The following is a 21410-nucleotide window of genomic DNA, read 5'->3' on the forward strand; positions in this document are numbered from 1 at the left end:
TGGCCGGGCGCCTGTCTTCGTTGAAAGCGCAGGAGGCGAAGGGAGCGGAATGCTTGAAAAGTGCCGGTACCCTTGAAGTCTCGTGAGCAGACATGTCGAGCACTACCGCAAGGCGGTGGGGCGGCAGCTGCACAATCTCGTCCTTCGTCGCCAACGGCCGACAGATCGGCGGTGGCCGATCGGCCTGCACGCCGAACTCGGTGGGGAGTCGATCACTGTGTTGTATGAACGGCTCGACCGGAGCTTGTCGCAGTGGCCTTTGTCCGATAGGCATTCGATGCCCGGTAACGCGTGGATGGGGTGAATTCGTTCAGACGGTCATACGGCGGCGGCTGCGTCGTGCGTGCATCTCGCGTTCGGTCTCCGACATGCCGCCCCAGATACCATAGGGCTCGCTGACTTTGAGCGCGTGCGCACGGCATTGCAGGAGTACCGGGCAGGTGCGGCAGATTTCCTTGGCGCGCATCTCACGTGCGGTACGGGCCCGGCCACGCTCGCCATCGGGGTGGAAGAACACCGCGGAATCCTGTCCTCGACAGGATCCTTTCATCTGCCAATCCCAGACATCGGTGTTGGGGCCGGGGAGATGGGTAGGCATGGGCATGGTGAACTCCTCGTGGTGCGAGCTCGTCGGCGTTGTCGAGCAGTTGTTCTGCAACAGTTTTGGGCCCTGATGTCGCGCCGGCTGGAGGCGTCTGGAGGTACCCGGGGGTACTCAGGTCAGGCCTCCGTGGTCGCTGCGATTTCGCACGGCGCCGTTCGCGGCGATGAGTTACGTTATGTCCAGCCGCGAAATTCCGTCAATAGTTCGATGCGACAATTCCTGGAATCTCGTGTCACCAAATTTAACCTCTGAACTATTTACTTTCCGCATAGTTTTCGGGATACTGGCTGGTTAGCTGGTGTCCCACAGTTGATCATATGTCCTGGTTGCTGATATTTGCGCAGGTGGAGGTGTTTTCGGGCCACATTGTCGGGCAAGTCTTCCCGAGTTCGAATGTGACGGCAGTCACGATGCCGCTGGCTGGGTTCGAGGTTCGCGGATCCGGGATGGCGGAAACGCAGAGGGTGGGTTAATTGCGTGGAACGCCTATGAATTCCTGGTCCAGGCGCTCAGTAGTTGCCGGAGCTATATTTACCTGATGGCAACATGGACTCGGCAGTGGAAACCGAGAGATTGCCAGTCTGCCCTGCGTCGCCTTCCTCGCACCCGGCCTGTGTCCGGTAAGGGATAGAGTGCGCCCGTGCCCGCATCGACTCGACTCGAAGTCCCGTATGTCCGGGTCCTCGCCGAAGCCGCCTTCGGCGAGGACCCGGGTTATCCGCTTGCCGAATTGCCGCACGCATCGGACGCGCTCGGCTGGTGGTATCGTGCGGTGGTCCTCGGTGGCCGAGGGCGTTACGCCGCAGCACGAGTCGAACTGCGAAAGATATACGATCACAGCACCGATCCCATACTCCTCTCACTGGCGGGAAGCGCGGAGGGGTCCTTCCTGCGCCAGCTCGGTCGGCATGAGCGCGCTGCTGCTCTCGATGGCCGCGCAGCCGCGTTGATCTTCGCGGCTGATGCCGAGGATACGGCTGCCGAGGCTGGGCAAGCCCCGACCTCACCCATCGGTTGCTGTCCCAATCGTGCTGATGCGATCTGTGACGCGCTCACCGGACTCGCTGCCGACGCGCTCGGAGTCGGCAGACTCGCGCTGGCGGACCGGTTGCTGCGGCGTAGCGCGGCAGTGGTCGAGCAGTATCCGGCTCGCTGGCGCTGTGCGATCCGCTGGCGCTGGGTATCCGCGGAAACCGCTTTGGCAGCCGGTGATTTCGGCGTGGCGAGTGAGCATGCGGCGACCGCGCTGGAACAGGCCGAGAACGCGCCATCGGTGCGGCATCAGATCAAGTCTCGACTGCTGGTCGCGGCTGCGGCGGCCAGCCGAGGCGCTAAGGAGCAATCTCGCGCACTGGCCGAGGAGGTCGCTGAGCAGTGTCGCGAGCAGGGCCTGCTTCCCCTGCAGTGGGCTTGCGCCATGCTACGGGAGGGACTTGGCGTCGAGGGGGCTCGGGTGGAGGCGACCGAGTGCGCCGGGCTCATCGCAGGCTTCGGTGGAGTGTTGCGCCCGTTGAGCGGCGGGTAGGTCGTGTGGAGACCACCGCGTTGCTCGGTTCTCGGCAGAGGGTCGCTATTGTTGGACCCGTTCCGCCCCTTCGGTGGAAGCATTGGTCGCTACTGGACCGTGCCACTATGTAACGCCAGGAATATCTCTGCCGATGACGCACACGGGCGAAGAGTTGGACCTCGCCGTCGCTGCCGCTACGCAGGGTGACAGATCCGCTCTAGCTCAGGTACTGGAGATGATCCGTCCGCTGGTGGTGCGCTACTGCCGCGCGCGGATCGGGGTCGCGGAGCGTGGGCAGCTCTCCGCGGACGATGTCGCGCAGGAGGTTTGTCTGGCTGTGATGACAGCTCTGCCCAGGTATCAAGACCAGGGTAGGCCTTTCATGGCTTTTGTCTACGGGATCGCTTCGCACAAGGTTGCCGACGCTCACCGCAATGCTGCCCGTAACAAGGCTGAGGCGATGGCCGAAGTACCAGATGTCATATCTACCGACCAAGGGCCGGAACAACGAGCTCTCGAATCAGAAACGAGCAGACAGATGAACCGTCTACTCGCAACGCTTCCAGCGAAGCATCGAGAGATCTTGATTCTGCGCTTGGTCATGGGTTTGTCAGCGGAAGAAACTGCGGCCGCCGTGGGCAGCACGGCGGGTGCGATACGGGTGGCCCAGCACAGGGCGCTCGCGAAACTCAAGTCACAAGTGGCGAGGGCAGGTGAAATGTATGGCTAGGGATGGCAAGCGCGGTCGGGGCGACTGGAAGGCGCGGCTTGGTTCGCGCAACAGCGGTCCCTACGCCGATGAGTCTCTCGAGGACCTCGGTCCGGTCGATATCGCCGCGGTGCGCCGCGACGATGCGTTGATCGCCGCTATCGCCAGTGATGGTCCGGTGCGTACCGACAGCCCCGAGGAATACCGGCTCGCGATGTTGCTGGCGGATTGGCGGGCGGAGCTGGTCACCGCTCCGATGCCTGCCGACCCGGACCTGGATGCGATCGTGGCGGCGATCGACCAGGAAATCGACGCGCGTCGGGTCCGGACGGGGAAGCGTAGTGGTGCGCAACTGAGGTTACTTCGCCCGATCGCGGCGACCGCGGCCGCGCTGGCTCTGGTCGTCGGCAGTATGACGGCGTTCTCCTACGGTGCAGAGCCGGGCGATCCGTTGTGGCCGGTCAAGGAGGTCGTGTTCAGTGAGCAGGCCCAGACGACCGTCGTGCGGCGGGCGGGTGATGCCCTGACCGAGGCCTCGACTCTGGTCGCGCAGAATCCGACTAAGGCCAAGTCTCGCCTGGAACGAGCCAAAGAGAACACCGCGCAGGTCAATGACCCGCAGAAGCGCGACGAATTGACGGTCGAGTGGCAGCGTCTGCTTGAAGAGCTGCGCAAGGTGTCGCCGGAGCTGGCAAGCCAACTCGAGCCGATGACCCCGAAGACCAGTGCTTCGCACACGACCTTGGACCGCAGCGCGACCACTGAGCCCAGTTCGACGACTGCGGATACCGGATCGACGATACTGGAGCGGCCGACTGAGGAGCCCAGTGCATCGTCGCAATCGGCAGATACGACGGCGCCGAACAATGGCACTCCGGCTACTTCTCCCGCGGACACCATTACCACCGCGCCCACGACCCCGCGGTCGCCCTCGAGCACGGCCCCGCTCACCAGCACCCAGCCACCGACGAGTACGTCTCCGCCCACCAACACCCAGCCAACGACGCGACAGCACGAAGTTCCCATGGTCGAACCCTCAGCGGATACCGGGCCTCCTTCGGTGCCGACACATGGCGGTAACTGACCATAGCTCCCGGCATACCTGGTTGTTCGGAGCTACCGGAACGGTACTTATTTCGGAAGCCGACTGGAAACGGCGCCGAAGGCGTGAATCGATCGTTACTGCCGGTTCGCTTCCATCTGCTCGTTGCTGACCAGCAAGCCACCGAGCGGCATCAACCATCTACCGCAGTGATCGTGTGCGTCGAAGACCATAGTGGCAAACACCATAGTGGCAAACCCTGACAGTAAGTGTCGAGTGGCTGTCTCAGCTGTCGAATCCGTCGCCTTGGAATGCCTCGTTCATCGAGGCATCCGCGTACCCGCGGCAATAGTCCCAGGTGACGTATGCTTCCGGGGTGGGATCGTAGGCGGGTTCATGCGGGCGGACTGTTCCGTCGACCAGTAACTGAAGCAGGTTGGCGCGCAACATGTCCCAGTCGTGGTAGTGGTCCTGTCTGCAGTCTTCGCAGCTGACCACGAGCCCGCGGATACCGCGGTGGGCCAGCAGCGCCTCGTATACCGCGAGGTCGGCGAGATCCTCCTCGACCGCAAGGCGCTCGTGGGGATCCAGTGGTTCGCCTGGCTCGATGGCATCGAGCGCAGCGGACGGGTCGGAGGGGTCTCCGGCGAACGGATCCGGCGGCAAGCCAGGTGGTAGATGGTCACGCACATCCCCACGGTACGCAGAACAGGGTGGTCTGCGCCAGCGCTGCGCCCTGCCAGTTTTGGTGGTGGGCTCACTTCGTCGACGAGTTAACCGGACAGATACCATTGAGCAAGGCTCCGGCGGACCAGGCAACATTATCGCCGAGCGCTGCCGTCCATTCCATCAGCCGTCACGGAGCCGGGTTCTTCCGGCTTCGGTCGCTATCGACGTTCAGGAGGGGTCGATCCGAATGAGTAATCCCGTATCGGGCGAACGAATTGCAGTCCGCCCTCCTACGGGCGGCGATGATCCGAACAAGATAGCCATGCTCGGCCTCACTTTCGATGATGTGCTGTTGCTGCCTGCCGCCTCGGATCTGATCCCTAGCTCTGTGACGACTGCCAGTCAGCTGACCAGGGAGATCCGCTTGCGTACCCCGTTGGTCAGCTCAGCGATGGACACTGTGACCGAGGCGCGGATGGCTATCGCCATGGCTCGCGCGGGCGGTATGGGCGTGCTGCACCGCAATCTCTCGGCAGTCGATCAAGCATCCCAAGTGGAGACGGTCAAGCGGTCCGAGGCCGGGATGGTCACCGACCCGGTGACCTGCCGTCCGACCGACACCCTTGCCGAAGTCGATGCGATGTGTGCCCGCTTCCGCATCTCCGGGCTCCCCGTGGTGGACGAGACCGGCGCTCTTGTGGGCATCATCACTAATCGCGATATGCGTTTCGAGGTGGATCAGAATCGCCGCGTCGCCGACGTGATGACCAAGGCTCCGCTGATCACCGCACAGGAGGGGGTGACCGCCGAAGCCGCGCTCGGTCTGTTGCGTAGACACAAGGTGGAGAAGCTCCCGATCGTCGACGGCAATGGGCGGCTGCGTGGACTCATTACCGTTAAAGATTTCGTCAAGACCGATCAGTATCCGAACGCCACCAAGGATCGTGACGGTCGTCTGCTGGTCGGCGCAGCGGTCGGAGTGGGGGAAGACGCGTGGTCGCGGGCTATGGCGCTGGCTGACGCAGGTGTCGATGTGCTCGTGGTGGATACCGCACATGGTCACCAGGTACAGGTGCTGGAGATGGCGGCCAAGGTCAAGTCCGAGGTCGGCGACCGGATCCAGGTGGTCGGCGGCAACGTGGCGACTCGTGCGGGCGCGGCGGCTCTGGTCGAGGCGGGCGTGGATGCTGTCAAGGTGGGTGTCGGCCCCGGTTCCATCTGCACCACCAGGGTTGTCGCCGGTGTCGGCGCCCCGCAGATCACCGCGATCCTGGAGGCGGTCGCCGTATGTAAGCCCGCAGGCGTCCCGGTGATCGCCGATGGTGGCATTCAGTTCTCCGGCGACATCGCCAAGGCCATCGCCGCGGGTGCGTCCACTGTGATGCTCGGTTCGGTGCTCGCGGGCACCGCGGAGTCGCCAGGTGAGTTGATCTTGGTCGGTGGCAAGCAGTTCAAGAGCTACCGTGGTATGGGCTCGCTCGGTGCCATGCAAGGGCGTGGCCAGGCCAAGTCATTCTCCAAGGACCGCTATTTCCAAGACGACGTGCTGGCGGAAGACAAGCTGGTGCCCGAGGGCATCGAAGGCCGGGTACCTTTCCGTGGGCCGGTCAATCAAGTCATCCATCAGCTGGTCGGCGGGTTGCGCGCCGCTATGGGCTACACCGGTTCGCAGTCGATCGCTGATCTGCAGGCGGCTCAGTTCGTGCAGATCACCGCGGCGGGTCTGAAGGAGAGTCATCCACACGACATCACTATGACTGCCGAGGCCCCTAATTACACTGGTAGAAGTTAGTCCGGTTACATTCCAGAGCCGGGACCGACCGGTCCGAGCAGGAGGATGCGCTCAGTGACTGTCGGTGGTGGACTGTCGGTGGTGCCGGAGCCCCTTCAAGCCGTAGCCACCTCATAAGAACTGGAGACATAAATCTTCCGGGCAACAGGAGATGTAAGCCTCCCGCGACCAATAGGCGGCGGGAGGCTTACGAACGCCGTTCCCGGCCCGCGTTTCGGCGGGCGAAGCGCACGCGCCTAGGCGCGTGAGGCTCGTTCACTGGAACGCGAGCCCTTGAGGGCTGTGAACCCGCAGCGCCATAGGCACTGCAAAACCCTAAGGAGAATTCGCGTGCGCGACATGGTGGAGATCGGCATGGGCCGGACCGCCCGGCGTACCTACGAGCTGGACGATGTCGATATCGTCCCCTCACGTCGGACTCGATCGTCGAAGCAGGTCTCGTTGGCTTGGCAACTGGACGCCTACCGTTTCGAGATCCCGTTTCTCGCGCATCCGACCGATGCGTTGGTATCGCCGGAGTTCGCTATCGAACTGGGGCGCCTCGGCGGTCTCGGCGTGATCAATGGTGAAGGTCTGTGGGCGCGGCACGCAGATGTCGCCGCAAAGATCGACCAGCTGGCCGAGCTCGCCGACAAGGGTGGCTACGAGCGCGCCATAGCGCTGCTGCAGGAATTACATGCCGCACCCATGCGGCCGGATCTGCTCGCCGCCGCGGTCGCTCAGGTTCGCGCTGCCGGTGTCACGGTGGCGGTGCGGGTCAGCCCGCAAAACGCGCGCGCACTCACCCCGACGCTCTTGCAAACGGGCATCGATTTGCTGGTGGTGCACGGCACGATCATCTCCGCCGAACACGTCAGCGATGGCGAACCGTTGAATCTCAAGACGTTCATCGCCGAGCTGGATGTGCCGGTGGTCGCGGGTGGGGTGAGCGATCACCGTACCGCGCTGCATCTGATGCGTACCGGTGCGGCCGGTGTGATTGTCGGATACGGCTCTTACCCTGGCGCGACCACCACTGGTGAGGTGCTCGGTATCGGTGTGCCCATGGCCACCGCGATTGCCGATGCCGCTGCTGCTCGTCGCGATTATCTGGATGAGACCGGTGGTCGTTATGTGCATGTTATCGCGGATGGTGATATCGCCACCTCCGGACAGTTGGCCAAAGCGATCGCCTGTGGCGCGGATGCCGCCATGCTCGGGGTGCCGCTCGCAGTCGCCGCGGATGCGCCGGGGAATGGCTGGTACTGGCCGTCTGCAGCGGCTCATCCTTCGGTGCCGCGCGGTTCGTTGTTGCGCGCGGATGATCCATGGGACCTCAGTGGCGAACCTGAGGCCGGCGCCGCACGCCCGAACCTGGATCGGGTGCTCTACGGCCCATCCGACGACCCGTTCGGGTCGCTGAATCTTGTCGGAGGTCTGCGCCGCTCGATGGCGAAGGCCGGCTACTCGGATCTGAAGGAATTCCAGAAAGTAGGCCTGAGCGTTCGGGCTTGAGTTGTGTTCGGCGTGCAGCGCCTGCGGTGCCGCGGGTTCGCGGCGTCTTGGAGGCTCGCGTCCCAGCGGGCAAGACTCATGGCGCCTACGGTGCATGTGCTTCGTCCGTTGGGATGCGAGTCGGGGCCCGCGAACGGCGCTCGTAAGATTGCACTGCTGTGGCTGGGGTAGGCGGGTTGCAGATTGTGTCTGCGCGACTCAGGTCTACGTCGACGGGATCATCGCACTCGGGGGAGCTTCGTTCTGGTACGTAGGAATTGCCCGATCGCGTGATTCACCGGTTCGGGATGGGTCATGGTCGCTGCCAGATGCGCGTCCGGGATCTCGATGAATGTGGCGTCGGGTAGTTCGCGGGTCAATTGGTGGGCGTGTTCGGGGTCCAGGCCGCTAGCGGTGGGATGGATCACCAAGGTGGGGCAGGTGATATCGCTGAGCCTGTCGAGTATCGAATCCCGGCTGAGGAGGCAGTTCGCCGCGACTTCGATGTCATGCTGGTCTCGGGTGCGCCAGCGGTGGGTCCAGATCGAGCGATACTGTTCATCATCGCCGATCAGCCAGGAAGCCAGTTGCTGCACGGCCTGTTCGTGGGTGCCTTGGCCATACCATTCGTGGAGGAACCGCCGGGTGGCGGTGGCCTGTTCGGAGGTGGGGCCACTGGCTTCGGTGCTGATCAGGATTAGTGCGGCGACGCGTTCCGGTGCGATCAGCGCGGTACGCAGTGCGGTGAAGCCGCCTTGTGCGGTGCCGCCGACCACAGCCTGTTCGGCGCCGAGATGGTCGAGCACGGTCAGGGCGTCTCGCGCGGCGGTCCAATAAGTGAACGGCAAGCCCTTGTCCGTGGTGCGACCGTGGCCACGCGCGTCCCAGGAGACGATCCGGAATTCTGGGGCGAGCGCGGTCCGCTGTGCGGCGAACATGGTGTGGTCCATGAGGAACTCGTGCGCTAGCAGCACCACCGGACCGGCACCGCCGCTGTCCTCGTAATGGATGTCGGCATCGATCGCGCAGGCGAAGGGCACGAGCAGAAGGATAGCCAGAGCGTCGGCTATGCGGGGTGTTTCGTCGCAGGCAGGCTGGTGGGCGCTCGCTGTGCCGCTGATTCGATGGTTTCGCCCGCTCACTAAACTATGCGGGTGGCACAAACCCAGAGACCTGTCCTCGTCGTCGATTTCGGAGCACAATACGCCCAGCTGATCGCGCGGCGAGTTCGCGAGGCGAGCGTGTTCTCCGAGGTGGTTCCGCACACTATGACAGCTGAGGAGATCGCTGAGAAGAACCCGCTCGCGATAATCCTGTCCGGTGGTCCGGCCAGCGTGTACGCTGAGGGCGCGCCGCAGCTGGACCCTCGGTTGTTCGAGCTGGAACTGCCGGTTTTCGGCATCTGCTATGGCTTCCAGGCGATGGCGCTGGCATTGGGCGGTACAGTCGCGCATACCGGCACCAGAGAGTACGGACGGACCGAACTCAATATCGACGGCGGTGTACTGCACGGTGGCTTGCCCACCATCCAGCCGGTGTGGATGAGTCATGGCGACGCGGTCACCGACGTTCCGGCGGGCTTCGAAGTCACCGGTACTACCGTGGGTGCCCCGGTAGCCGCGTTCGAGAATCGCGCCCGCCGTCTGGCTGGTGTGCAGTACCACCCCGAGGTATTGCATTCGCCGCACGGACAGCAGGTGCTGAGCCGATTCCTGCACGAGCTCGCCGGCATCCCCCCCACGTGGACCCCGGCCGGTATCGCGGATTCGTTGATCGCTTCGGTACGGGAGCAGGTCGGTGCCGGACACGCGATCTGCGGTTTGTCCGGCGGAGTGGACAGCGCGGTCGCTGCGGCGTTGCTGCAGCGCGCTATCGGTGACCGGTTGACCTGCGTATTCGTCGACCACGGCCTGTTGCGTGCGGGGGAGCGCGAGCAAGTGCAGCAGGATTTCGTCGCCGCGACCGGTGCCAAGCTGGTGACTGTCGACGCCGTGGACAAGTTTCTCGGTGAGCTGAAGGGCGTCACCGACCCCGAAGAGAAGCGCAAGATCATCGGACGGGAGTTCATCCGCGCTTTCGAGGATGCGGTGGGTGAAGCGGTACTAGAGCATCGCGAGGCCGATGGTGCGATGCCGAAGGTCGAGTTTCTGGTGCAGGGCACGCTGTATCCGGACGTTGTCGAGTCCGGCGGCGGCAGTGGTACCGCGAATATCAAGAGCCATCACAATGTCGGTGGTCTGCCCGACGACCTGGAGTTCGAGCTGGTCGAGCCGCTGCGTTTACTGTTCAAAGACGAAGTCCGCGCAGTGGGACGCGAATTGGGCCTGCCTGAGGAAATTGTTGCTCGCCAACCGTTCCCCGGTCCCGGCCTCGCCATCCGGATCGTCGGTGAAGTCACCGCGGATCGGCTGGAGATGCTGCGCCGAGCCGACGCCATCGTCCGCGAAGAGCTGACTGCCGCCGGTCTCGACCAACAGATCTGGCAGTGCCCTGTGGTATTACTCGCGGACGTTCGCAGCGTCGGTGTACAGGGTGACGGACGCACTTATGGTCACCCCATCGTGCTACGCCCTGTCTCCAGCGAGGACGCGATGACCGCCGACTGGACCAGGTTGCCTTATACAGTGTTGGAACGCATCTCCACCCGCGTCACCAACGAGGTTCCGGAAGTCAATCGCGTAGTCCTCGACGTGACGAGTAAGCCCCCTGGCACTATCGAGTGGGAGTAGTTCCCACCTCTCGGTGCCCGGCGCTGATCGTGTGCTCGCGTAGAAGCCGCCAGGTGCCGGATCGGCGCGGGCCGGGCCGTTCGTTCGGAATCAGGTCGATGATCATGGTCGTTTACGCGGTGAGATCACCAGTGCGATGCCGATGACGATCGCGGCGAGCACCATGATCCAACCGATCGGGATCATGGTGACTACGGGCCAAGAAGCAGGACCGGTGAAGGCCCATACGCTTACCGCGAGGGAAAGCAGACCCGTGATGAGCAGTGAGCCAGAGAGACCACGCTTGGTGTAGGACGCCTTGTTGTCGTTGTGTTCAGCCATGCCGCACCTCCGCGCTTCCGACTCGGACATCGATGTTCAGATCCAGCACCGGAGCACCAGGCGTGTCCGGGCCGGTAAGGCCGTTATCGCATCGAGCTTCGCCTACGTACGCGGTGCACTGAATCCGGACGGTCAGCTCCGGGGGCAGTAGTACTCGGGCTTCGCCTACCCGGACGGCGAAATCGACAGTGCGATTTTCGGTGAGTTCGAGCGAACGGAGATCCAATGTGCCGGAGCCCAAGGTCACCGTATAGTTCGATGCCAGCTCGGCGTTGGATATCGGCGCCCAGGTGTGCTCGCCCATCGCGCCACGATCGAACTCGATCGGGCCGACAGCGGAGGCGAGCAGCACGAAGCCGGCGAGTGGCGCGGTGATCACCAGCAAGCCATAGCCGCGCCGCACAAAAGCGCCGAATATCAGCCCGAGACCGATTACCGCCAGCGCGGCCGCACCTATCCGGGCCGGTGTCATCCATTCCACGCCAGAGGCTGCTGCCGCACCCGCGCCTGCTGCGGCGAGGATGGCCAAGCCGAGCACCGTCGGTGTCAGCCGTGATCGAGGACGCTGCGGTGGCGAAGCGTCGGTCTGGGTTGGTGCGGGTTCTGGGAGGTCCCAGGCGAGCGGAGCGACGCCGAGCGGATCCCAGGACGGTGGAGTGGGACCGCCGATGACCACCGTGTGCTCTGTCGAGGGGGGGCTCGTCGCAGGAGTGGGCCTGCCACCGGGTATCGAAGCATTGGTGGGGTCTTTGCCTAGTGAGACAGGGCTTCCGGTCAGCGGTGAACCGATCCGCTCGGTTTCGGGCACGGTGTTCGCTGCCATGGGCGTGGCTGGTGCGGAATGTTCGGACTCTGCGGGAGTGGCCTGAGCAGTGTTTCCGCTCGCGGCGTTTTTGCCGAGCAGTACCGGTTCCGTATCGCTCGCTGCCGCACCTTCCTGCTGGTCAGGGAGGTATCTATCCGGTAGTTCGGAGTGTGGGTCGTAGACGGCGGTCGATGGCATCGGCATATCGCCCGCAGTGCGAGGTATTCCTGTCGGGAAGGTGGTGCCAGGATAACCAGTAGCGGTGCCTCCGCCGTCGGGGGCGAACCCGCTGACCACATCGCCTGCGCCTGTCTGCGGTACCGGTGCGCGCAGGTGCAGCATCCACCAGCCTGCCAGCATCAGTGCGAAGCTGATCAGGCCGGATCCACCGAGACCTACGCCGACCGGACCCATTGTGCTGACCGCGATAGCCAGCGCCACGATCAACACGATGGTCTTGGACTGCGACAGTGTGCAGTGCCCTTTGCCGAGCAGGGACTCGGCTGCCGAGACCTGGTCGCCTGCCGCGGTCAGCAGTAGCCAAGCCAGTAGATAGAGCACGAGGCCCGCGCCGCCGAAGATTGTCGAGACCACGAATGCGACGCGGACGAGCACCGGATCGACGTTGTAGCGCTGCGCGAATCCCGCGGCGACGCCTGCGATCGGAGCCTGCTGAGGCAACCGCACTGGCCGTGTCTGCCATATCTGCTGGAGCTGATCGCCGAAGCTGGTTCTCGTCATGATTCCCATGGTGGGCCCTATCCAGGGCAGATACATCGGGGGGAACCCTGAAAATATCCTGAATGCCTTTGGAACGATCTGTTGTTCCGACAAGCAGTTGGCGGCATACCGCACCCTTTGTTGTCCGGGGTTGGATCAGGGTGATTCCCGATGGCAGGTCGTCCGATGCCCATGCCAGTATCGAAGATATGTACCCGCCTGTTCCCGCGTTCGACACCCGGGGATTCGATGCTGCCCGCGGATTCGGTTCCGCACCGGTCGCCGAGCCGCAGGCGCGGATGGTGCGTCGATCGGGTGGTCGGATCATCGGCGGGGTGGCGGGTGGTCTGGCCGATCATCTCGGTGTCGATGTATTCCAGATACGGATTGCGTTTGTGCTGCTGTCCGCGCTGGCAGGGGCGGGAACGGTCGCCTACGGGTTGTTGTGGATCTTCATGCCAGGCGGCTCGGACCAGATGAAGGCCTCCAGCGTAGAGCGGCGGCAAGCGATCGGGCTCTCCATGCTCGGGCTCGGGCTCGCGGTCGGTGTGTCCTGGGTGTTCAGTGGTACGGCGGCGACAGTGATCGCGCCGGTGATCGTGGTCGCGCTCGGTGCGGCGCTGGTGTGGCGGGAGTACGACGTCGAAGGACCGCGCTCGTTACTCGGACTGCCCGCACATCCTTCCGTGGTGACCTGGTCGCGTATCGGCGCTGGAGCGACGCTTATCGTGGTAGGCCTCGGCGTGGTGGTTCTGGCCAGGATCGATTTGAGTTCGCTCGGGTCCGCGCTGATCGCGGTGGCGGTTACGTTGATCGGTGCGGGATTGTTGACCGTCCCGCTGTGGCTACGCATGATGCGTGCGTTGAATGCGGAGCGCGCCGCCCGTATCCGCAATGAGGAACGTGAGGAGATCGCATCCCATCTGCATGATTCCGTGCTGCAGACACTCGCGCTCATCCAACGCCAAGCGGGTGACTCGCAGGAGGTGGTGCGGCTGGCTCGCAGCCAGGAGCGGGAATTGCGCAAGTGGTTGTTCGAGGATTCCGGTCCGGCTCAGTCCAGTCTGGTCGCGGCTTTGCGCACTATCGCGGGTGAAGTGGAGGATCAGCACGGTGTCAAGGTCGCACCGGTGACTGTGGGGGATGTGTCGATGGACGCAGAGGGCTCCGGGGCCGGTCTGCCGAGAGAACACTTCACCGCGCTGCTAGGTGCGAGCAGAGAAGCACTGGTCAATGCCGCGAAACACGCGGGCGTCCCAGAGATCGATCTGTTCGCCGAGACCGAGCCACATCAGGTGAGTATTTTCGTCCGCGACCGCGGCGCCGGATTCGATCTCGCGTCTGTGCCAGAGGACCGCCGGGGCTTGGCCAAGTCCATCCGTGGTCGCATCGAGCGCCGGGGTGGGCAGGTGGATATCTTGTCGACGCCGGGCCGTGGCACCGAGGTCCGGATCATTATGCCGCGCACGGACTCCGCTGCTCCCGCAGAGGATAGCGCACCCACTCCTGGGGCCGGTGCGAACCAGTGACCACTGCATCCCCTCTTGGGTAGGGCCGGTCTTTTCGAACGACTGGCGACTGAATGGTATGGAGAGCGCTGGAATGGCGAGTGGTGTGGTACCGATGGAATGTCAGGGTGGCCGGTCCACCGTCAGGTGAGGAGAAGTAGGTGACCGTGCGGGTCTTTCTCGTCGATGATCACGCTGTTTTCCGGTCTGGAGTACGCGCGGAACTGTACCGAGCAGGAGATATGGAGGTGGTCGGGGAGGCGGGCGGAGTCGCTGAGGCGATTGTGGGGATCAACGAGGTCTGTCCGGATGTCGTTCTGCTCGATGTGCATATGCCTGACGGCGGTGGGGTCGCGGTGTTGTCGGCTATCGAACCGGGACCGGTGTGCCTGGCATTGAGCGTGTCCGACGCTGCGGAGGATGTGATCGCGGTGATCAGGGCCGGTGCCAGAGGCTATGTGACCAAGACGATTTCAGGAGCCGAACTGGCCGAAGGCATCCGCCGGGTGGCGGGTGGAGACGCGGTATTCAGCCCCAGGCTGGCCGGTTTCGTGCTGGACTCGTTCACCGGGAAGTCCCCAGTCCCCGAACCTCCTTTGGATCCAGAACTGGATTCGTTGACACCGCGAGAATTAGAGGTGCTGCGCTTGCTCGCGCGCGGCTATACCTACCGAGAGATCGCTGAATCCCTTTTCATCTCCGTCAAGACAGTGGAAACCCACGCATCCAATGTGCTTCGCAAAACCCAGCAGTCCAATCGTAATGCCTTGACCCGCTGGGCTCACCACCGCCGGATCAATTGATCCGGCCCGCCCGTATCGGCGTCTCTGCCGTCGAGTTACCGCCGAGGTAGTGGCCGTGCGGATGAGCCAGGGTATGCGCGGAGATCACAGGACAGCGATGACGATCGCGACGATGATGAGCAGGCCGATGAGCAGGCCGACGGTGATGGCTATCGGGGCATTGTCCTGCTGGGGAGTTCTGCCGCGCTTGGCCGTGGTGGCGGTAGTGGCTCCGGCGAAGGTGCGATGCGGACGGGGCAGCGGTGCGGAGCGGGGGCTGCGCAGGCCTGCGGCCGAATTGCGCGCCGCCCAGGCCGGGATGGTTCCGTCCTCGGCACGTACGGGCGTGCCGAGGATATATGGTCCGGTACCAGGACCAAAAGCGGCCGTGAGGATTTCGTCCCGTGCTTCGGCCATGGTCGGGCGGCGTTGTGGCGCGGGCTCCATCATGTGCAGCAGCGCCTGAGTGAGCATCCCGCTGCGGCGCGGCGGGATGATCTGCGCCATGGCCGCACGCTGCACGATGACATCGCTGTCATCGTGCAAACCGAACGGTGGTTGTCCCTCGATCGTGGTGTATAGCGTGGCGCCCAGCGAGAACACATCGCTGGCCTTGGTCGGTTGCGCGCCGCGCGCCACCTCCGGGGGAAGATAGGAAGGAGTGCCGGTGATCATTCCGTCCGGCTCTTCGGACAGCTCGCTCACGCTGCGGGAGATACCGAAGTCGCTGAGCTTGGCCATGCCGACCCCGGGGCCGCGGTCGGCGACGAGAATGTTGCCCGGTTTGATATCGCGGTGCACGATTCCCGCCGCGTGTGCGGCCGCCAGCGCATCGGCGACCTGCGCTCCGATCTGCGCGACTTCGAGAGGCGGTAGTACGCCCACCAGTGCGAGCGCCTTCGCGACGCTGCGTGACGGCAGGTGCTCCATGACCAGCCATGGTTCACCGGCCTCCAGCACCACGTCGTACACAGCGATCGCATGATCGTGCGAGAGTTTCGCGGCGACCCGACCTTCATGCATGATCTGGTTGCGCACCATATCGGCCTCTTCCGCGCCGAGACCGGCTGTGGTGAGGACCTGTTTGATCGCGACGTCCCGGTCGAGCAGGCGGTCGTGTGCCAGCCAGACCGCACCCATGCCACCGCCACCCACCTTCGACTGCAGCCGGTAACGGCCTGCGACGAGGTACTGAGGGCCGACAGTGGGACGAGCGCGTTCGGTCACGGTGCGAGGGTAGCGGAAAATAGATCTAGCTGGCCTGATTCGTCCCGTGTACGGCGAGTGAGGCATGCCGGGATGTCAGTCGGATCGTCGCCGGTCGAGTGCGCGGTCCGTGCCGCGACCAGCGTGGGTGATCCGCACTACAGCATGGGGGTGGAGAGTATTATGGCCGCTAATCTGTGTGATCGTGGATCTGATGGTGAACCGAGTAGCATTCCCGGATGCGCGGATCGCTTACCGGGATTCCGAAGTAGGCGTGGTCAGCGATATCCCCGTGCTGCTAGTACATGGCATGGGTGGTGACGGGCACACGTGGAACCGGTTCGCGCGGGCCCTCGTGCGATCTGGACGTCGAGTGATCATCCCGGATCTGCGCGGACATGGTCGTAGCTCGCATACCGATTCCTATCTCTTCGACGACTTCGGCGCCGATCTGCTGCGGCTTTGTGATCGGCTGAAGCTGCCCGCGGTCGATCTGGTCGGGCATTCGCTCGGCGGCTACGCGGTGTCGTGCGTCGCGCAGGAGCGTCCGGAGTTGGTGCGTAGGCTGGTCATCGAGGAATGTCCGCTTCCGCTGCGGTCCGGTGTCGAAGAGCTGCGCTTGACTCGCCATCTCCCCACGGCGTCTGAACTCTGGCATGCGATGAGCAGCTTGATCAGGCATCCGCGTGCGGTGCTCGCCTTCGATCGCGCTATGACCAAGACCGCGCTGGAACAGTTCCGCAAACCGCGTCCGGAGTGGTGGGATCGGCTCCCCGGCATCACCGCGTCGACCTTGGTGTTGCGCGGCAGTCCCGGTGGCATGGTCGATCCGGAGAAGCTGGTTGCTCTGCAAGCCAGTGTTCCTGACTGCAGGGTAGCGACGTTCACCTGCGGCCACAGTATCCATCGTGACCGTTACCGGGAGTTCGCCGCGATCGTTCGCCCGTTCTTGGCAGGTTGAGCAGATGGCGCGGTGTCCGGATCTTTAGAGTGAAGGCATGCCCGCGCAAGACCGTACGGTTCTTTTCTCTGTCGAACACTCCTGCCGTGCCCAGTTGTGGGACGGCTGCCGATGAGCGAATTCGAGGGAATGTTGTGTTCGTCCGCCGCGGCGGTGGACGTCCCGTTGCCTGGCACTGCCACTCAGGTGACCGGATGGCTGTGTGTGGAGCATCCGGGCGGGTGGGGGCGGGATGTGCTCGGCGACGAAGCGCTCGGTTCTGAGATCACTGCAGAGCTGGCGACTCGGACCGCGGCGGCGCAGGTGCGGCCGATATTGATCCGACGCCCAGGCCGGGGTGAATTCACCGGCTCTCGTACCGTTTTACTGGCGAGCTCACCTCGTTCTGGTGCCTGGTGTGAGCGTATCGAGATCACTGATCTGGCTCAGCTGCTCGATCTCGACTTGCGGTTGCTCAATGGTCCGCCACCGAGAATAGGTGTACCCGTGCTCGATCCGATCGTGCTGGTGTGCGCACACGGCAAGCGCGACCGGTGCTGCGCACTTCTCGGTCGCCCGATTGCCTCGGAACTCGCTGGGAGATATCCGGGGCAGGTCTGGGAGTGTTCGCATACCGGCGGCCACCGGTTCGCGCCTGCGGTGGTGCTCTTGCCCAGTGGTCTGACCTATGGCCGACTCGATGAGGAAGGAGCGATCGAGGCGGTCTCGGCTGCTCAGCGTGGCGCGGTGGTGACGACTGGCCTCCGGGGTCGTAGCTGCTATCACCCCGTCGAACAGATCGCCGAAATAGCAGTGCGTGAAAGGGTTCTCGCACAGGCAGGCGATCTCTTGGTCGAGTCGGATCCGGTCGGTGCGGAAACAGGCATCGCGGGTGCCGCGATCGTCACCCATCGCGACGGCAGGCGCTGGCGAGTCACCGTCCGCTCTCAGGATCTCGCGCCCCGGCAGGCCAGTTGTGCTGCTGTACCCAAGGCCGTGACGGTACTGCGCGTGGACGATGTCCGACCGCTCCCGGTCCGATAGTCGCCTGTTTCGTCGTGGTCGTGTGATAGCCGTGCTCGTCTCGGACCGGCTGCTGCTGCGCCGATTCATGATTCGGCGGTCGGCGCGGAGGGTATCGGGTTGGGTTCACCAGTGAGCGCCGGGTACCCAGCGGGCGGCCCGGCGCAAAGCAGTGCCGGTTACGCGGCGCACGGCCGACCGGACCTGTGGCCGTGGGCGCGGGGTAGCGGGTGCGACCTGTTGATCGGCGGGTGCGTGCTGTTCTCCCTTGGCGGCGGGAGAGTCGGGCAGGGCGCGGTAGTAGCGGTGCAGGATGTGGTCGCGAATCTTCGGGGTGAGCAGGGCGCCGTATTCAGCGATGGTGCCCAGCGGCACGTCGATGCGCTTGGGACGTTCGGTCAGTGCGCGCACGATAGTCGCGGCCGCCCACTCGGGAGACGCGGCGCGGCCTTGATTTCCGCTTGGTGCGATCATCGGAGTGCGTACCAGCGGCATGTGGATGATGGTGAATGTGACACCATCGGCCATCGTTTCGATCGCGGCTACCTCGGTGAACTTGTCCAGTGCCGCTTTGCTGGCCAGATACGCCGAGTATCGAGGCGTGGCCACCTGTACGCCCGCGCTGCTGATGTTGACAATATGTCCGGATCCGCGTTGCCGCATCTGCGGTAGCAGAGCCAGTGTCATTCGCAGCGCGCCGAAGTAGTTGACCGCCATGGTGCGCTCGAAATCGTGCAACCGGTCGGTGGAGCGGTGGATGGCGCGACGGATGGAGCGGCCCGCGTTGTTCACCAGCATGTCGACGTGACCATGTTCGTTCAGCACGGTCTCGACCACATGATCGACGGAGGCGGAATCGGTGATATCACAGGAATACCCATGAGCGGAGCCGCCTGCGGCGATGATCTCGTCCACCACGGCGGCGAGTTCGTCACCGCGGCGTGCGAGCAGCAGCACGGTGGCGCCCTTGTTCGCGACGGCCAGCGCCGCCGCTCGTCCGATTCCGGAGGAGGCTCCGGTAATGAGGACATGCTGTCCAGTGAGGTCGCGGGTGCGACGGTGCCGCCTGGCCTGCTCATGCGGGCCGGTGAGCGCAACATCTGCTTCGGTCATCGCTGCCCTCCTTCGCAAGTTTGCGTGACATCAACTTACTGCTAGGTAAGTTATCTGCCAAGTGGCTCTGCGGCACCCGAACCGGTTGCTCACACTATGGCGGCACGCCGCACTGATGCCAGTTTCCGTGTTCGGAAACCGTACGCGCGCCGGGTTTTCGGGTACGGGAAACGGTCGAGTAGCGTTCGAAACATTCGAACATATGTGCGATAATCAGCGCATGTCGGACGATCGGATGGCGGAGGTCTTTACCGCAGTGGGGCTCGGTGGCGTCGACCCGGCGGCGGGTCGACGGGCGCTGGAAAGGCTCTGGGACGAACTCGGCGAACACGCGGAGGTATTGCACCGCTGCGTGATCGCGCACCATCTCGCCGGCCTCCAAGAGGAGGCCGCTGCCGCGCTGTGCTGGGATCAGCGCGCGTTAGCCGCAGTGTTCGGGCCAGGCGTGCCGCTCGACGAAGGTTTGCGTGGATTCCTTCCGTCGCTATATCTGAACTTGGCCGACAGCCATCGTCGGGTCGGCGAATTCGAGGTGGCCAGAATGCAACTGGCTATCGCCCGAGGGCACCTGGTGGTCCTCGCCACGGATGCTTATGGTGCTCTGATCCGGACGCGCCTGCGTGGGATCGAGGACGCTCTGGCCGCAGGCTCCACCGAGTGTTTGTCGAGTTCTTGATCCATGTGCCCCCGATCCGAGCGGGTGGCACTTCCCGCGGCCTTCCGGAAAAGAATGGCCGAGATCTGCGCGTGTCGAAAAACTACTGTGCCGAACCGCGGAGAAAGCTAATGTTCCGGCATGAGGAAGCTTGCTGTGCTCTGCGTCGGCGCGCTGGGACTGATCATGCTCGTCGGCTGCGGCGGTGACGATACGCCGTCCACGCCGGACCACTCGTCGGGGATGGTCACCGAGCCGGCCCCGATATCCCCCGGACTGCAAGAGCAAGAGCGGTCGATGCAGGAAAGCGACCCTCGCGGCGATACAGTGGCCGCGCGCAAGGAAGTCGTCACCGGAAGTGTCGAGGTCACCGCCGACGCACCGATCACCGTGGCGAGCGTGGTGATCGACCAGATACGTGAGATGAACGGCCGGATCGACAGTCGCACCGAGCAGCCCGGCACCGACGACAGTGCGCCGAGCGCCACGCTCATCGTCCGGTTGCCCGCGGACAAGACCGACGCGTTCATCGCGGGACTCGGCGGGGTCGGGCGGGTCACCCGGATCAGCACCCACCGTGATGACGTCACCATGCAATGGAAGGACCTCGACGCCAGAATCACAGCGCTGCAGGCCTCGGTAGACCGGCTGCGCGCGCTCATGGCCGGCGCTACCACCACATCCGACTTGATCGATGCCGAGCAGGCGCTGTCCAGCCGTCAAGGTCGACTCGACAGCCTCACTGCGCAGCGGCGGCACCTCGACGATCAGATCGCCTTCTCCACACTGACTATCGACATCACCACCAGCGGCAAGGATTCCGCAGGTCCTGACAGCTTCTGGGGCGGCGTTGTCTCCGGCTGGAATTCGCTGGTGGATTGGTTGCGGGCCGCGATCGTGTTCATTGGCAAGGCGATTCCATGGCTCGGTTTCCTCGCAGTGTCGGCGGTTGTGCTGTGGGGCATCGTGCGTTGGGTAATGCGGCGGAGGAAGCCCGCGCCGAACAGGGGAGGATCGGCAACGGTCTCCGAAGAGCCCTCGACCGGTGCCGCCGCACCAGGCGCGGCAGGCGCCGGCGACGCGGAAGGCGCGGAGACCAGCACAGAAGGCAAGGATGCCGACGGCAGTAAGAGCGAGGATCACACCGAACAGCCGTAAGGGTCCGCTGGTGGACAACTTCGATAACTGAGTAGTGGTACCGCACTTTCTTGCCGGACAACAGCCGCCGAGTGGGAGTTAGACCCCGCCGGGGAACCCGAGCTGGCGCCATGCTTCGTAGACAGCCACCGCCGCCGTGTTCGAGAGGTTCATCGAACGACGGCCGGGCACCATCGGGATACGGAGCCGGTCGGTGATACGCGGGTCCGTGAGCACCTGCGCCGGCAACCCGGTGGGCTCGGTCCCGAACAGCAATACGTCGTTCTCACGATATGCCACATCGGTGAACCGGGTAGTGGCCTGCGTGGTGAATGCGTAAACCCGCTCCGGACGCAGTGCCGCCCATGCCGCCGCCAGATCCGCATGCACTGTCACCGCCGCCAAGTCGTGGTAGTCCAGCCCCGCCCTGCGTAATTTCGGCTCGGACAGATCGAACCCGAGAGGTTCGATCAGATGTAGATGACATCCGGTCCCCGCGACCAGTCGGATCGCGTTGCCAGTATTCGGCGGAATGCGCGGCTCGTGGAACATCAGATTTAGCACAACAGTGAGGCACCTTTCATTCATGTCCGGACCTGGGAAAACCTTACGTGTCCTTGGCAGAGTTCGTCTGTCCCGGTCTACGGCGGAGTCAACTTCCATCGAACGTCAGAA

General features: G+C 64.0%; 21 protein-coding genes. 13 read left to right on the top strand and 8 right to left on the bottom strand.

Going from position 1 to position 21410, the window contains the following annotated elements:
- The first annotated feature begins 82 nt into the window (after positions 1–82).
- Complete coding sequence (locus ACX4ZE_RS17050; RefSeq protein ID WP_480274434.1) at positions 83–304, top strand: hypothetical protein; 222 nt, start codon at positions 83–85, stop codon at positions 302–304.
- A 6-nt stretch (positions 305–310) separates the two neighbouring features.
- On the opposite strand, the gene ACX4ZE_RS17055 is transcribed toward ACX4ZE_RS17050, so the two are convergent.
- Complete coding sequence (locus tag ACX4ZE_RS17055) at positions 311–604, bottom strand: WhiB family transcriptional regulator (RefSeq protein WP_480274435.1); 294 nt, start codon at positions 602–604, stop codon at positions 311–313.
- A 640-nt stretch (positions 605–1244) separates the two neighbouring features.
- On the opposite strand from ACX4ZE_RS17055, the gene ACX4ZE_RS17060 reads away from it, so the two are divergent.
- The 3 genes from ACX4ZE_RS17060 to ACX4ZE_RS17070 all read left to right on the top strand — a co-directional run bounded on the left by ACX4ZE_RS17060 (position 1245) and on the right by ACX4ZE_RS17070 (position 3904).
- Entirely contained in the window at positions 1245–2129 is an 885-nt protein-coding gene (locus tag ACX4ZE_RS17060) for a hypothetical protein (protein WP_480274436.1), read from the top strand.
- A 133-nt stretch (positions 2130–2262) separates the two neighbouring features.
- Entirely contained in the window at positions 2263–2841 is a 579-nt protein-coding gene (locus ACX4ZE_RS17065) for a sigma-70 family RNA polymerase sigma factor (RefSeq protein WP_480274437.1), read from the top strand.
- Positions 2834–3904: an anti-sigma-D factor RsdA gene (locus ACX4ZE_RS17070; protein WP_480274438.1), complete on the top strand. Its 1071-nt coding sequence runs from the start codon at positions 2834–2836 to the stop codon at positions 3902–3904. Before ACX4ZE_RS17065 ends, ACX4ZE_RS17070 begins: the two co-directional genes overlap by 8 nt.
- A gap of 243 nt (positions 3905–4147) precedes the next feature.
- Here the strand turns inward: ACX4ZE_RS17070 and ACX4ZE_RS17075 are convergent, their stop codons facing one another.
- On the bottom strand, positions 4148–4552 hold the full coding sequence (locus ACX4ZE_RS17075) for a DUF5319 domain-containing protein (protein ID WP_480274439.1): 405 nt from the start codon (positions 4550–4552) through the stop codon (positions 4148–4150).
- A gap of 226 nt (positions 4553–4778) precedes the next feature.
- Between ACX4ZE_RS17075 and guaB the strand changes: the two genes are divergently transcribed.
- Both guaB and ACX4ZE_RS17085 read left to right on the top strand, forming a co-directional pair.
- On the top strand, positions 4779–6323 hold the full coding sequence (gene guaB, locus ACX4ZE_RS17080) for an IMP dehydrogenase (protein WP_480274440.1): 1545 nt from the start codon (positions 4779–4781) through the stop codon (positions 6321–6323).
- Positions 6324–6653: 330 nt separating this feature from the next.
- Positions 6654–7817, top strand: coding sequence for a GuaB3 family IMP dehydrogenase-related protein (locus tag ACX4ZE_RS17085; RefSeq protein ID WP_480274441.1), 1164 nt, complete (start codon positions 6654–6656; stop codon positions 7815–7817).
- Between the two features lie 218 nt (positions 7818–8035).
- Here ACX4ZE_RS17085 and ACX4ZE_RS17090 read toward each other — a convergent pair whose 3' ends face one another.
- Positions 8036–8836 carry an alpha/beta fold hydrolase gene (locus tag ACX4ZE_RS17090; protein ID WP_480274442.1) on the bottom strand — a complete coding sequence of 267 codons (801 nt, stop codon included), beginning with the start codon at positions 8834–8836 and terminating at the stop codon, positions 8036–8038.
- Positions 8837–8944: 108 nt separating this feature from the next.
- On the opposite strand from ACX4ZE_RS17090, the gene guaA reads away from it, so the two are divergent.
- Positions 8945–10525 (top strand): glutamine-hydrolyzing GMP synthase, encoded by a 1581-nt coding sequence (gene guaA / locus ACX4ZE_RS17095; RefSeq protein WP_480274443.1) that lies wholly within the window; start codon positions 8945–8947, stop codon positions 10523–10525.
- Positions 10526–10627: 102 nt separating this feature from the next.
- Here the strand turns inward: guaA and ACX4ZE_RS17100 are convergent, their stop codons facing one another.
- Together ACX4ZE_RS17100 and ACX4ZE_RS17105 are read right to left on the bottom strand one after the other, a co-directional pair.
- Positions 10628–10846, bottom strand: a complete 219-nt coding sequence (locus ACX4ZE_RS17100; protein ID WP_480274444.1) for a hypothetical protein — start codon at positions 10844–10846, stop codon at positions 10628–10630.
- Entirely contained in the window at positions 10839–12401 is a 1563-nt protein-coding gene (locus ACX4ZE_RS17105) for a PspC domain-containing protein (RefSeq protein ID WP_480274445.1), read from the bottom strand. The genes ACX4ZE_RS17100 and ACX4ZE_RS17105 overlap by 8 nt, the downstream gene beginning before the upstream one ends.
- Before the next feature lie 179 nt (positions 12402–12580).
- On the opposite strand from ACX4ZE_RS17105, the gene ACX4ZE_RS17110 reads away from it, so the two are divergent.
- Positions 12581–13900 (top strand): PspC domain-containing protein, encoded by a 1320-nt coding sequence (locus ACX4ZE_RS17110; RefSeq protein WP_480274446.1) that lies wholly within the window; start codon positions 12581–12583, stop codon positions 13898–13900.
- A gap of 146 nt (positions 13901–14046) precedes the next feature.
- On the top strand, positions 14047–14682 hold the full coding sequence (locus tag ACX4ZE_RS17115; RefSeq protein WP_480274455.1) for a LuxR C-terminal-related transcriptional regulator: 636 nt from the start codon (positions 14047–14049) through the stop codon (positions 14680–14682).
- 84 nt (positions 14683–14766) lie between these two features.
- On the opposite strand, the gene ACX4ZE_RS17120 is transcribed toward ACX4ZE_RS17115, so the two are convergent.
- Positions 14767–15888, bottom strand: a complete 1122-nt coding sequence (locus ACX4ZE_RS17120; RefSeq protein WP_480274447.1) for a serine/threonine-protein kinase — start codon at positions 15886–15888, stop codon at positions 14767–14769.
- 193 nt (positions 15889–16081) lie between these two features.
- Between ACX4ZE_RS17120 and ACX4ZE_RS17125 the strand changes: the two genes are divergently transcribed.
- Both ACX4ZE_RS17125 and ACX4ZE_RS17130 read left to right on the top strand, forming a co-directional pair.
- Positions 16082–16828, top strand: a complete 747-nt coding sequence (locus tag ACX4ZE_RS17125; protein WP_480274448.1) for an alpha/beta fold hydrolase — start codon at positions 16082–16084, stop codon at positions 16826–16828.
- A 111-nt stretch (positions 16829–16939) separates the two neighbouring features.
- On the top strand, positions 16940–17851 hold the full coding sequence (locus tag ACX4ZE_RS17130) for a sucrase ferredoxin (RefSeq protein ID WP_480274449.1): 912 nt from the start codon (positions 16940–16942) through the stop codon (positions 17849–17851).
- Between the two features lie 105 nt (positions 17852–17956).
- Here the strand turns inward: ACX4ZE_RS17130 and ACX4ZE_RS17135 are convergent, their stop codons facing one another.
- Positions 17957–18943: an SDR family NAD(P)-dependent oxidoreductase gene (locus ACX4ZE_RS17135; protein WP_480274450.1), complete on the bottom strand. Its 987-nt coding sequence runs from the start codon at positions 18941–18943 to the stop codon at positions 17957–17959.
- A gap of 220 nt (positions 18944–19163) precedes the next feature.
- Between ACX4ZE_RS17135 and ACX4ZE_RS17140 the strand changes: the two genes are divergently transcribed.
- On the top strand, positions 19164–19619 hold the full coding sequence (locus tag ACX4ZE_RS17140; RefSeq protein ID WP_480274451.1) for a hypothetical protein: 456 nt from the start codon (positions 19164–19166) through the stop codon (positions 19617–19619).
- A gap of 120 nt (positions 19620–19739) precedes the next feature.
- The gene (locus ACX4ZE_RS17145) at positions 19740–20756 is read left to right on the top strand and encodes a DUF4349 domain-containing protein (RefSeq protein WP_480274452.1); all 1017 of its coding nucleotides are present in this window, start codon (positions 19740–19742) and stop codon (positions 20754–20756) included.
- Positions 20757–20834: 78 nt separating this feature from the next.
- Here ACX4ZE_RS17145 and ACX4ZE_RS17150 read toward each other — a convergent pair whose 3' ends face one another.
- The gene (locus ACX4ZE_RS17150) at positions 20835–21299 is read right to left on the bottom strand and encodes a tRNA (cytidine(34)-2'-O)-methyltransferase (RefSeq protein ID WP_480274453.1); all 465 of its coding nucleotides are present in this window, start codon (positions 21297–21299) and stop codon (positions 20835–20837) included.
- Between the last annotated feature and the right edge of the window lie 111 nt (positions 21300–21410).

This window comes from Nocardia sp. TBRC8007 (genome assembly GCF_056629435.1).